Origin of the sequence: Thauera sp. GDN1, from assembly GCF_029223545.1 — a bacterium.
In the GTDB taxonomy this organism is placed as follows: Bacteria; Pseudomonadota; Gammaproteobacteria; order Burkholderiales; family Rhodocyclaceae; genus Thauera.
This window is the reverse complement of sequence record NZ_CP097870.1, coordinates 2784436-2796464: the sequence shown is the minus strand read 5'-3', so window position 1 is coordinate 2796464 and position 12029 is coordinate 2784436. Positions and strand designations below refer to the sequence as shown.

The window sequence follows — 12029 nt, the reverse complement described above, 5'->3', positions numbered from 1 at the left end:
GCGGCCCGGCCGCGTCGGGGAGCGACCGAGCAGTGCCGTACTATGCTGCGCGAGCACCCACCGCCAGTCTGCACGCCGCGTACTTGAACTCCGGAATCTTCCCGTACGGATCGAGGGCCGGGTTGGTCAGGATGTTCGCCGCCGCCTCCACATAGCAGAAGGGCACGAAGACCATGCCTTCGGGCATCAGCGGGTCGGTGCGCGCGGTGAGCGTGATCTTGCCGCGGCGGGTCTCGATGGCGAGCGCTGCGCCCGGTTCGAGGCCGAGGCGGGCGAGTTCGCCCGGCGCCAGGGTGGCCACGGCCGCCGGTTCCAGCGCGTCGAGCACGGTGGCGCGGCGGGTCATCGATCCGGTGTGCCAGTGTTCGAGCTGGCGGCCGGTGATCAGCACGGTGGGCCAGAGGTCGTCGATCGGCTCGTCGGGCGGCAGCGGCACCGTGGGGCGGAAGCGCGCGCGGCCGCTGGCAGTGGGGAAGCGGTCGCCGAACACCACGTCCATGCCGGGGGCGTCGTCGGCGGGGCAGGGGTAGGTCACCGATTCCTCTGCGTCCAGGCGTTCCCAGCTGATGTGGTCGAGCGAGTGCATGCCGCGCTTCATCTCCGCGAACACGTCGCGCGGGTGGGTGTAATGCCAGTCGAGGCCGAGGCGGCGGGCGATCTCCTGGATGATCCACCAGTCGGGCCTGGCGTCGCCGGGCAGGGGCACGGCGGCGCGGCCCATCTGCACCTGGCGGTTGGTGTTGGTGACGGTGCCGTCCTTCTCGGCCCAGGACGAGGCGGGCAGGATGACGTCGGCGAACTGCGCGGTCTCGGTGACGAAGAGGTCCTGCACCACGAGGTGTTCGAGCATGGCGAGCGCGCCGCGCGCGTGCGCCAGATCGGGGTCGGACATCGCCGGGTTCTCGCCCTGGATGTACATGCCGCGGATGGTGCCGGCGTGGATGGCATGCATGATCTCGACCACGGTGAGGCCGGGCTTGTCATGCAGCGGCGTGTTCCACAGCTCCTCGAACGCGGCGCGGATCTGCGCGTCGCCCACCGGCTGGTAGTCGGGGAAGACCATCGGGATCAGGCCGGCGTCGGAGGCGCCCTGCACGTTGTTCTGCCCGCGCAGCGGATGCAGGCCGGTGCCGGGGCGGCCGATCTGGCCGGTGGCGAGCGCGAGCGAGATCAGGCAGCGCGCGTTGTCGGTGCCGTGGGTGTGCTGCGAGATGCCCATGCCCCAGAAGATCATCGCGCGCTCGGCGTTCGCGTACAGGCGGGCGATGTCGCGGATCTCGTCGGGTGCGACGCCGCAGGCCGGCGACATGGCCTCGGGCGTCATCGGCAGCACGTGGGCCTTGAGCGCCTCGAAGCCTTCGGTGTGGGCGGCGATGTAGGCCTCGTCGTACAGGTGTTCGGTGACGATGACGTTGAGCATGGCGTTGAACAGCGACACGTCGCTGCCCGGGGTGAAGCGCACCATGCGGTGGGCGTGGGCGCCCATGGTGATGCCGCGCGGGTCGAGCACGATGAGCTTGGTGCCGCGCTTGGCCGCCTGCTTGAAGTAGGTGGCGGCGACCGGGTGATTCACCGTCGGGTTGCAGCCGGTGAGGATGACGACGTCGGCCTGCTGCGCCTGCATGAAGGAGGCGGTGACCGCGCCCGAGCCGATGCACTCGATCAGCGCCGCCACCGAGCTGGCGTGGCACAGCCGGGTGCAGTGGTCCACGTGATTGGAATGGAAGCCGGTGCGCACCAGCTTCTGGAACAGCCAGGCTTCCTCGTTGGAGCACTTGGCGCTGCCGAAGCCGGCGAGCGCGTCGGGGCCGTGCTCGTCGCGCAGCCGGCGCAGGCCGGCGGCGGCGAGGTCGAGCGCCTCGTCCCAGCTCGCGACTCGGAAGTGGGTGAGCGGCTTGGCGGGGTCGAAGTCCGGGTCGAGGCCCTTGGGCACGCCTTCGCGGCGGATCAGCGGCACGGTGAGGCGGGACGGGTGGTTGGGGTAGTCGAAGCCGAAGCGGCCCTTCACGCACAGGCGGTTCTCGTTCGATGGCCCGTTGCGGCCTTCGACGAAGACGATCTTCTCGTCCTTGACGTGATAGGTGAGCTGGCAGCCGACGCCGCAGTAGGGGCAGACCGAATCGACCTTGCGGTCGGCGCAGGCCGAGTCGCCGCGGCCGTGCTCATCGACGATGCGGCTGGGCATCAGCGCGCCGGTGGGGCAGGCCTGCACGCATTCGCCACAGGCCACGCAGGTGCTGTCGCCCATCGCGTCGTCGAAGTCGAACACGATCTTCGAGGCCGCGCCGCGGTGGGCGAGGCCGATGACGTCATTCACCTGCACCTCGCGGCAGGCGCGCACGCACAGGTTGCAGGCTATGCAGGCGTCGAGGTTCACGTGCATCGCGGTGTGCGAGGTGTCGGGCGCGGTGGGGGCCTCGCGGCGCTGGGGCAGTCGGGCGTGCGGGGCGTCCGGCGCGTCGATGTCGAGCGCCATCAGGTCGACCATCTCCCAGAAGTGGCTGGAGCGGTCGGGGCTGTCGGCGCGCGCCGGCTGGTCGGCGAGCAGCAGCTCCATGACGCCCTCGCGCGCGTTGCGCACGCGTTCCGAGCTGGCGCTCCTGACCACCATGCCGGGCATGGCCGGGCGGATGCAGCTTGCGGCCAGCGTGCGCTCGCCCTCGATCTCGACCATGCAGGCGCGGCAGTTGCCGTCGGCACGGTAGCCGGGCGCGTCCTTGAAGCACAGGTGCGGGATGCGTTCGCCGGCGCGTTTGGCGACCTGCCACAGGGTTTCTCCCGAAAAAGCCTGCACGCGGACGCCGTCGAGGGTGAGCTCGAAGGCGTCCGGCGTGGCAGTCAAGGAGGGAGCCGGGGATGAGGGGGACGGAGAGGCTGAGGGTGCGGAGGCGAGCGTGCTCATGAGGCGGATTCCGTGTTCGCGGCGGCCGGGCGCAGGCTGATGCCCTGTTCCGCCAGTTCGGCCGGGAAGAAGCGCAGCAGGCTGGTGACCGGATTGGGCGCGGCCTGGCCGAGGCCGCAGATCGAGGCGTCCTGCATGACCTGGGCGAGGCGCTGGAGCTGGCCGGCATCCCATTCGTCGCGTTCGAGCAGGCCGAGCATCTTCTCGGTGCCGACGCGGCAGGGCGTGCACTGGCCGCAGGACTCGTCGGCGAAGAAGGCCATCAGGTTCTTCGCCACCGCGCGCAGGTCGTCCTGGTCGGAGATCACCACCACCGCGGCCGAGCCGATGAAGCAGCCGTGGGGCTGCAGGGTGTCGAAGTCGAGCGGGATGTCGGCCTTGCTGGCCGGCAGGATGCCACCCGAGGCGCCGCCGGGCAGGTAGGCGAGCAGGCGGTGACCCTCTGCCATGCCGCCGCAGTATTCGTCGACCAGTTCCTGCAGCGTGATGCCGGCCGGGGCCAGATGCACGCCGGGCTTGTTCACCCGGCCGGAGACCGAGAAGCTGCGCAGGCCCTTGCGTCCGTTGCGGCCCTGGCTGGCGAACCAGTCGGCGCCGCGCTGCCACAGCAGCGGGATCCAGTACACCGTCTCGACGTTGTTCACCAGGGTCGGGCGGTCGAAGAGCCCCTTTTGCGCGACGAAGGGCGGGCGATGACGCGGTTTGCCGGGCTTGCCTTCGAGCGATTCGATCAGCGCCGATTCCTCGCCGCAGATGTAGGCGCCGGCGCCGCGGCGCAACACGATGTAGCCGGGGGCGGCGAGGCCGGCGGACTCGACCTCGGCGATCGCAGTGCGCAGGACCGCGTGCAGGCCGGGGTACTCGTCGCGCAGGTAGATGTAGAGCGCGGCGGCGTCCACCGCCGCGGCGCTGATGAGGGCGCCCTCGAGGAAGCGGTGCGGCGCCTGCTCCAGGTAATGGCGGTCCTTGAAGGTGCCGGGTTCGCCCTCGTCGGCGTTGATCACCATGTAGCGCGGCGCGGGTTCGGCACGCACGAAGGCCCACTTTTTGAACGTGGGGAAGCCGGCGCCGCCCAGTCCGCGCAGGCCGGCGTCCTGCAGCACCTGGCTGAGCCGTTCGATGGAGACGCTGCCGTCGCGGACGGACTGCAGCAGTGCGTAACCGCCCTCGCTGCGGTAGGCGTCGAGCCGCGGCCAGACGATCGGCTCCGGATGCAGGTCGCCAGCTCCGTGCAGCAGGGTGCTCACCGCGGCCGGCGTGGCGTGGCCGAGGTGGCGGTGGCCGACCTCGACCACCGGCGCGCTGTCGCAGCGGCCCATGCACGGTGCGCGCACGACGCGGATCTGCGCCGGGTCGAGCTCGGCGGCGAGCGCCGCATGCAGGGTGCGTGCGCCGGCGAGCTCGCAGGACAGCGAATCGCATACCCGGATGGTCACCGCCGGGGGCGGAATCTCCCCCTCGCGCACGATGTCGAAGTGGGCGTAGAAGGTGGCGGTCTCGTACACCGCGGCCATCGGCAGGTTCATCCACTGCGCCAGCGCGCGCAGGTGGCGCAGCGCGAGGTGGCCGCAGGCGTCCTGGATCGCGTGCAGGTGCTCGATCAGGTGGTCGCGGGCGCGCGCGCGGCCGGCGAGCAGGGTCTCGATCTCGGCGAGCGCGGCGGGTTCGAGTTGCCGGCCGCGCTGGGTTGCGCGGGGTTTGCGGCGCACGGGGCTGTCCGGGGCGGTCGTGGAAGCGGCCATCTTTGGGATGTTCCTGGGTGGTCGGGGTCGTGGCTGCGGGTCGGCGCCCGGTTCATGATGCGGCGGGGGGCGGGTGACTCAGTTGCCGAATATCCGCGCCAGCAGGCGGCTGAACCAGCTCGTGGTCGGCGCCGGCGGCGGGTTGCGATCGGGCATCGACGCGGGTTCGCGGGCGGCGTGGGCGGGCTGGCTGCGCATCACCGGAGGCGCTTCGGGCGCGGTGGCCGGGCGCGCGCTCGGGGCCGCCTTCGCTTCCGCAGCTGCAGCCGTCACCGCGGGCTCGTGCGCGCGTGCGGCTGCGGGCCGGGCTTCGAGGCGGGCATCGAGCAGCTGCCGGTAGTGGCGCTGCAGGATCGAGTCCTGCGGCGCTTGCGGCAGTCCGGCGGAGGCCGCCAGCTGTTCGAAGTGCCGGCGCAGGATGGAGTCGGTGGGCAGGGGACAGGCATGCATGACGAACGCCTCCTCGGTGGATGGTCGGTGCGCCGACGCGGTTCGTGCGTGTGGGCGGCTGTGCTGGAATGACACAAGCCCGGTTTTCAGGCAAACCTTGTGCCAGTCGGGGCCGGACCCCCGCGCAGCCCGCCACGGCGTGATCCCGGCGAGTCGGGGTGCGAAAGGCGCGGCTGCATTTGCTTCAATGTTGGGCAGGTGCTACTTTTTTGAACACAACCATAAAACTGCATCCCCGGACCACGTTTCCGGGGAGCCGGAGGAAGACGACATGAACGCTGTGCCGCAGTTGAAGCCGGCGCGTGAGGACCGGGTCGCGATTGCGCGCGAGAAGTTTTTCAGCCGCGGCGTGCTGCCCGAAGACGACGTGTCTCCGCTGATCCTGCGCTCGTGGTCGCGCTGCCGCGATTCGGGCTTGGATCCGAGTACCACGCGGGCGGTGGATGTCGCCGGGCGTGGCCAGCTCGAGGAGTCGCGCAAGCAGAGCAGCCGCCTGCTGAACCTGGCCAGCGGCGTCATGGAGCACGTGTTCGACCAGATTCGCGCCTCGGGGAGCATGGTCATCCTCGCCGACCTCGACGGCATGATCATCCACAGCCTGGGCGACCCGGCCTTCGTCGACCGTGCGCAGCGCGTCGCGCTGCAGCCGGGTGCGCGCTGGGACGAGGCCAGCCTGGGCACCAACGGCATCGGCACCGCGCTGCTCGAGCGCGGCCCGGTCGAGGTCTTCGGCTCCGAGCACTACCTGGACCGCAACGTCTTCCTGACCTGCTGCGCGTCGCCGATCTTCGATCCGCACGGCGAGCTCGCCGGCGTCTTCGACATCTCGGGCGACTACCGCAATCCCCAGCGCCACACCATGGGCCTGGTGCGGCTGTCGGTGCAGCTGGTCGAGAAGCGCCTGTTCGAGCACGAGTTCGGCAAGCACGTGGTGTTCGCCTTCCATACCCGGCCCGAGTACGTCGGCAGCATGCAGGAGGGCCTGATCGCGCTCGGCCCCGATGGCGCCATCCTCGGCGTCAACCGCAGCGCGCGCGAGTGGCTGGTGCGCCAGGTCGGGGAGTCGGCCACGGCCAGCTTCGGCGACCTGTTCAAGCTCGGCTTCGGCACCATCCTCGACCGTGCGCAGGCGAGCGCGGGGGACCTGATCCGGCTCGGCACCAAGGGTGGCGGCGAGATCTACGTCCAGGTCCGTGGCCTGCGCCCGCTCGCCCTCGCCGGTGCGGGCGAGCCCGAGGACACGCGGCGGAGTGCCGATTCGGCACGCAGCGCCGACACCGCGAGTGGCACCGGCGATCGCCTGAGCCTCGAGCAGCTCGACACCGGCGACGACAAGCTGCACCGTGCGATCGAACGCGCCCGGCGCGTCGGCGGCAAGAACATCCCGCTGCTGATCCAGGGCGAGTCCGGCGTCGGCAAGGAGCTGTTCGCGCGTGCCTTCCACAACGCATCGAGCCGCGCCGACGGGCCCTTCGTGCCGTTGAACTGCGCGGCGATTCCCGAGAACCTGATCGAGTCCGAACTCTTCGGCTACGTCGGCGGCGCCTTCACCGGCGCGCGCCGCGAGGGCGCGGTCGGCAAGGTGCAGCAGGCGCATGGCGGCACGCTGTTCCTCGACGAGATCGGCGACATGCCGCTGGCGATGCAGACCCGCCTGCTGCGCGTGCTGCAGGAGCGCAGCGTGACGCCGGTGGGCGGCATGAAGGCGATCCCGGTGGACATCTCGCTGGTGTGCGCCACCCACCGCGTGCTGCGCGACGCGGTGGCCAACGGTGAGTTCCGCGAGGACCTGTACTACCGCATCAACGGGCTCACCGTGACCCTGCCGCCGCTGCGCGAGCGCAGCGACGTCGCCACCCTGGTCGAGCGCCTGCTGCACGCCGAGGCGCGCGAGTCGGGCCGTTCCGGCATCCGCATCAGCCCGGAAGTGATGCGTTTCTTCGAGACCTATCCGTGGCCGGGCAACATCCGCCAGATGCACAGCGTGATGCGGGTCGCGGTGGCCCTGCTCGACGACGACGAGGACGAGATCCTCGCCATCCATCTGCCCGAGGAGCTGTTCGGCGCCGACCCCGGATGCGCGCGTGCGGATGCGCCCGCGGGCGCGGCGATCGTGGCTGCTGCGGGCACGGCGGTCACCGCCGAATCCGTGGTCGCGGAGCTGGCGCCGGCGAACGTGGCGCGCAGTCTGGACGAGATGGAGATGGAGGCGATCGCGGTGGTGATGCGCGAGGTCAAGGGCAACGTCTCGGCCGCCGCGCGGCGCCTCGGTGTCAGCCGCAACACCCTGTACCGCAAGCTGGGGCGGATGAACTGATCCGCCTGCGACGGGCGTCGCCGCGTACCCCCGCCGCGCTACGCCTTGCGTCGCTCACTCGCGCCCGAGCAGGGCCGCCGCGCGCCTCACGATCCGCGCCATCAGTTCGCGCGCCGCTGTCGCTCCTGGCGTGTCGATGCCCGGGGGGCGGTAGGCGACGCGCACCTCGCGCGGGGCGCGGGGCTCGGCATAGACCCCGATCGACAGCGGGCACAGCGCAATGTGCTCGCGCGCCTCGGCGGCGAGGCGGGCAGCCACTGCCGCGTTGCAGAAGGTGAGGATCTCGGCCTCGGCGTAGAGCCCGCGCGCGTGGCCGAGGTCGGGCGCGGTGCGGTCGAGCATGTGGCCGAAATGGCTCACCACCGGCGGCGTGATGCCTTCTGCGGCAATCGCTTCGGCGAGCGCGTCGCGCACGTCCGAGAAGCCGACGTCGGCGAAGTGGCGGACGCGGATCCCGGCATCCGCGCCCGCCTGCCGGCCGGCGGTCTCGTCCGCCGCCTCGTCCGCCCTCGCCGGGCCCTCTAGCACCGCCTGTTCCGCCGCCGGGAACAGGTGCGCGACCGAGCGCCGGAACTCGTTCTCGACCAGCGCCAGGGCGGCGAAGCGCGCGGGGATGGGCGTCGCGAACACCTCGCTCATGTCCAGCCCGTCCTCGGCGCTCTGGCGGATGGTGCGCTGCAGCCATGCGAGATAGTCGCGGGTCTGGCGCAGCGGCGCGGTGTCGGTGACGACCTCGCCATGGCCGGGCACCCAGCGCTGCGCCGGCAGGCGCTCGAGCGCGTCGAGCGCGGCCAGCCAGCGCGCGATGTCGGCATGCGGCGTGGTGGGCGCGCGGCCGTTGAAGACGAGGTCGGCGGCGAAGACGGTGCCGGTGTCGTGGTCGACGAGCGCGAGGTCGGCCACGGTGTGGCCGCCGAGCGCGAGCAGCTCGACGTCGCGGCCACCGATGCGCTGGCGGCCGGGTTCCACTGCGCGAGCGGGGACGACCACCTCGGTGTCGAGCATCCAGTCGCCGTTGAGACGGTACATGTTGGCGTTGAAGGCTTCGCCCTCGCTGCGGATGGCGGCGATCGTCTCCGGCAGCGCGGCCAGCGTGGCGGGCGGGAAGGCCTGGTTGCCGAGGAAGTGGTCGGGGTGATGATGGGTGTTGAGGGTGAGCACCACCGGCAGCGGCGTGACGCGGCGGATCGCGGCCAGCATCTGCTCGCCGTAGCGCTTCGACGAGCCGGTGTCGATGACGATCACGCCTTCCGTACCGACTAGGAATCCGGCGTTCGCGATGTTGCCGCCGTTGGTGAAGGAGAAGTCCTCCGTCAGTCCGACGATGACATAGGCGCCGGGCGCGATCTCGCGCGGCTCGAGCCGATAGTCGAAGCGTTCGGCATGCGCGCCGGGGATCAGCGCGAGCAGTGCGGACAGCGCGGCCAGCACGCGGGCAAGCCAGCGCATGACGACAGGGAAACGGCCCGGGCGCGGGTGTCGTGGATGCGGGCGCACCACGCACGTGGGGGCGAGCGGGGCGGCGGGCGTCATCGCGTCACCCAGGCGTCGATGGGGTTGCCGTTGTTGTCGCGGCCGCCGAGGTGCAGGCGTTCCCCGGGGGCGACCGCAGCGAAGTCGAGCGTGAAGCTCGGGTTCTCCGCGACCGGTTCGAGTGGCTGGATGCGGCTCAGGACCTGGCCCGACGCGTCGGTGACCACGATGTCCTCGATGTGGAAGGCCGGGATGCCTGCCGCCAGTCCGGTGTCCATCGGGTGGATGATGCGCATGCGCAGCCGTTCGCCGCCGCCGATGCGTGGCCACAGGCGGCCATTGACCTCGTTGAGGCGCTCCTGCCATTCCGGCGAGCCGGAGCCGAGCGAGGGCAGGGTGCAGCCGCCGCCGGTGGTGGTGACCCAGGCGCCGCCGACGCGCCACATGCCGTCGGCAGTCCTCGCCGCGACGCGGACCGGCGAGGACTGCTGCAGCTTGAGCCGGAAGCCGAGGCTGGCGCGTGCCGCACCCGGCTCGAAGCGCAGTGCCTTCACGATCGGGTTGAAGTCGGCGAACACGATCATCTCCTCCACGCCGGGCAGCGCCGTGGCGTCGACGGTGATCGGCACGTTGAGCGGGTCTTCCGCCACCGCGGGGGCGCTGAGCCTGACGCGGGCGTCGAACACCACCGCCTGGCCGTCGAAGAACGCCCTGCGCATGTCGCCCCAGCGTGGCGACTCGAGCGGGTCCGCGATCTCTGCCGGGCTCGCGCCGCTGTCCGCGTGCGCAGGGGCAATGGGGGCGGCGCATGTGAACAGTGCAGCGATTCCCGCCGCCAGCAGGCGCCGGGCCGAACCGGGTGGTGTCATGGTGTGGTCCTGTAAGGCCGGGCCGGCGGGGATCCGCCCGCACCGGATCTGGCTGCTGAACCAGTGCAATCGTCGTGCCAGCACTCGAGGGCCGGACCGGCCTTCGTCGGCCGGATGAACCTTGTTCCGAAGCGCAACATTTCTGCTCCGCCGCTCCGTTGCGCACAGCTCCTTGCGCTGCGGCTGGAGCAACCCGGCGCAATGGCCGCCCCGTTCGCCGACGGCTCGCGCCTGCCCCGTACCTCGCTGCGGGCCGCGCCAGCCCTGGTCTCGCGCCGCGCCCCAGGCGCATGGCAGTCGTGCTGTGGCATGGCGATTGCAGTTTGCCTCCCGTCCGGTGCCGCAGCGGTGCCGGAGCCCATGCCACCACACAACAGGCAAGAGAGACACGAGGAGGAGTCGAAGATGAAGAAGCACACCCGGCGGCAGCACCTGCCCGCCATGCTGAGCGCGGTCGCCATCGCGATCGCGGGTTTCGGTACTGCGGGCAGCGCCCTGGCGGCCAGCGTGACCGACGAGGACATCCTGAAGGATGCCGAGACGACCCAGGACGTCGTCACCAACGGCCTCGGCACCAAGGGCCAGCGCTACAGCCCGCTTGCCAAGGTCAACACCGAGACGGTGAAGAACCTGGTGCCGGCGTGGGCATTCTCCTTCGGCGGCGAGAAGCAGCGCGGCCAGCAGTCGCAGCCGCTGATCCACGACGGCAAGATGTACGTGACCGGCTCGTACAGCCGCATCTACGCGCTCGACGCGAAGACCGGCGCCAAGCTGTGGAAGTACGAGCATCGCCTGCCCGAGGGCATCATGCCCTGCTGCGACGTGATCAACCGTGGCGCTGCCATCTATGGCGACCTGGTGATCTTCGGCACCCTCGACGCCCAGCTCGTCGCGCTCAACAAGGACACCGGCAAGGTCGTCTGGCGCGAGAAGGTCGACGACTACAAGGCCGGCTACTCGATGACCGCGGCGCCGCAGATCGTCAAGGGCCTGATCATCTCCGGCGTGTCGGGCGGCGAGTTCGGCGTCATCGGCCGCGTCGAGGCGCGTGACGCCAAGACCGGCAAGAAGGTCTGGGTGCGTCCGGTGGTCGAGGGCCACATGGGCTACAGGTACGACAAGGACGGCAAGGAGATCGAGAACGGCATCTCCGGCACGACCAACGCCAGCTGGCCGGGCGACCTGTGGAAGGCCGGCGGCGCGGCGACCTGGCAGACCGCCTACTACGACCCCGATGTCGACCTGATCTTCATGGGCACGGGGAACCCGGCGCCGTGGAACTCCTGGCTACGCCCGGGCGACAACCTGTATTCCTCGTCCACGGTCGCGGTCGACCCCGATACCGGCAAGATCGTCTGGCACTACCAGAACACGCCGCACGACGGCTGGGACTTCGACGGGGTGAACGAATTCATCTCCTTCGAGTACAAGGACCCGAAGACCGGCCAGCTGGTGAAGGCCGGCGGCAAGGCCGACCGCAACGGCTTCTTCTTCGTCAATGACCGCAGCAACGGCAAGCTGCTCAACGCCTTCCCGTTCGTGACCCGCGTCGACTGGGCCAAGGGCATCGACATGCAGACCGGGCGGCCGATCTACGACGACACCAAGCGCCCCGGCAACCCCTTCACCGAAGGCGGCGGCGCGGTCGAGGGCGGCAAGGGCAAGTCGGTGTTCACCGCGCCGGGCTTCCTCGGCGGCAAGAACCAGATGCCGATGGCATTCAGCCCGGAGACCGGCCTGTTCTACGTGCCGGCCAACGAGTGGGGCATGGACATCTGGAACGAGCCGGTGAGCTACAAGCGCGGCGCCGCCTACCTGGGCGCGGGCTTCACCATCAAGCCGCTGTACGAGGACTACATCGGCGCGATGCGCGCGGTCGATCCGGTGAGCGGCAAGATCGTGTGGGAGCTCAAGAACAATGCGCCGCTGTGGGGCGGCGTGCTCACCACCGGCGGCAACCTGGTGTTCTACGGCACGCCCGAGGGCTTCCTGAAGGCGGTGAACGCGAAGACGGGCGAGGAAGTCTGGCAGTTCCAGACCGGCTCGGGCGTGATCGCGCCGCCGGTGACCTGGGAAGCCGATGGCGAGCAGTACGTCGCCGTCGTGTCCGGCTGGGGCGGTGCGGTGCCGCTGTGGGGTGGCGACGTCGCCAAGCGCGTGAACTACCTCGAGCAGGGCGGCACCGTCTGGGTATTCAAGCTGCACGAGAGCTGACCCGACACGGGGCTGATGCCGTGGCCCGCCTGTGCGGCGGTGCCACGGCCCGAAGCGGCGGC

7 protein-coding genes are annotated in these 12029 nt (G+C 70.6%); 2 read left to right on the top strand and 5 right to left on the bottom strand.

The features are described 5' to 3' along the window. Positions 1 to 40: 40 nt before the first annotated feature. The 3 genes from fdhF to CKCBHOJB_RS12780 form a co-directional block, all read right to left on the bottom strand. Positions 41 to 2902, bottom strand: coding sequence for a formate dehydrogenase subunit alpha (gene fdhF, locus CKCBHOJB_RS12790; RefSeq protein ID WP_281049053.1), 2862 nt, complete (start codon positions 2900 to 2902; stop codon positions 41 to 43). Continuing rightward, entirely contained in the window at positions 2899 to 4644 is a 1746-nt protein-coding gene (locus CKCBHOJB_RS12785) for an NADH-ubiquinone oxidoreductase-F iron-sulfur binding region domain-containing protein (protein ID WP_281049052.1), read from the bottom strand. Before CKCBHOJB_RS12785 ends, fdhF begins: the two co-directional genes overlap by 4 nt. 78 nt (positions 4645 to 4722) lie before the next feature. Further along, on the bottom strand, positions 4723 to 5094 hold the full coding sequence (locus tag CKCBHOJB_RS12780; RefSeq protein WP_281049051.1) for a hypothetical protein: 372 nt from the start codon (positions 5092 to 5094) through the stop codon (positions 4723 to 4725). A gap of 271 nt (positions 5095 to 5365) precedes the next feature. On the opposite strand from CKCBHOJB_RS12780, the gene CKCBHOJB_RS12775 reads away from it, so the two are divergent. Further along, the gene (locus CKCBHOJB_RS12775; RefSeq protein ID WP_281049050.1) at positions 5366 to 7411 is read left to right on the top strand and encodes a sigma-54-dependent Fis family transcriptional regulator; all 2046 of its coding nucleotides are present in this window, start codon (positions 5366 to 5368) and stop codon (positions 7409 to 7411) included. A 54-nt stretch (positions 7412 to 7465) separates the two neighbouring features. On the opposite strand, the gene CKCBHOJB_RS12770 is transcribed toward CKCBHOJB_RS12775, so the two are convergent. Both CKCBHOJB_RS12770 and CKCBHOJB_RS12765 read right to left on the bottom strand, forming a co-directional pair. Then, positions 7466 to 8860 (bottom strand): quinoprotein relay system zinc metallohydrolase 1, encoded by a 1395-nt coding sequence (locus tag CKCBHOJB_RS12770; RefSeq protein ID WP_348634846.1) that lies wholly within the window; start codon positions 8858 to 8860, stop codon positions 7466 to 7468. A gap of 80 nt (positions 8861 to 8940) precedes the next feature. Next, a complete protein-coding gene (locus CKCBHOJB_RS12765; protein WP_281049049.1) occupies positions 8941 to 9753 on the bottom strand; it encodes a quinoprotein dehydrogenase-associated SoxYZ-like carrier in 813 nt (270 codons plus the stop codon). Between the two features lie 405 nt (positions 9754 to 10158). Here CKCBHOJB_RS12765 and CKCBHOJB_RS12760 point away from each other — a divergent pair, with 405 nt between their 5' ends. Beyond that, complete coding sequence (locus CKCBHOJB_RS12760; protein ID WP_281049048.1) at positions 10159 to 11967, top strand: methanol/ethanol family PQQ-dependent dehydrogenase; 1809 nt, start codon at positions 10159 to 10161, stop codon at positions 11965 to 11967. The last annotated feature ends 62 nt before the right edge of the window (positions 11968 to 12029 follow it).

Bases quoted from the DNA above. Each gene is read 5' to 3' on its own strand.
- fdhF (WP_281049053.1), bottom strand. From the start codon at position 2,902: ATGAGCACGCTCGCCTCCGCACCCTCAGCCTCTCCGTCCCCCTCATCC.
- CKCBHOJB_RS12785 (WP_281049052.1), bottom strand. From the start codon at position 4,644: ATGGCCGCTTCCACGACCGCCCCGGACAGCCCCGTGCGCCGCAAACCC.
- CKCBHOJB_RS12780 (WP_281049051.1), bottom strand. From the start codon at position 5,094: ATGCATGCCTGTCCCCTGCCCACCGACTCCATCCTGCGCCGGCACTTC.
- CKCBHOJB_RS12775 (WP_281049050.1), top strand. From the start codon at position 5,366: ATGAACGCTGTGCCGCAGTTGAAGCCGGCGCGTGAGGACCGGGTCGCG.
- CKCBHOJB_RS12770 (WP_348634846.1), bottom strand. From the start codon at position 8,860: ATGCGCTGGCTTGCCCGCGTGCTGGCCGCGCTGTCCGCACTGCTCGCG.
- CKCBHOJB_RS12765 (WP_281049049.1), bottom strand. From the start codon at position 9,753: ATGACACCACCCGGTTCGGCCCGGCGCCTGCTGGCGGCGGGAATCGCT.
- CKCBHOJB_RS12760 (WP_281049048.1), top strand. From the start codon at position 10,159: ATGAAGAAGCACACCCGGCGGCAGCACCTGCCCGCCATGCTGAGCGCG.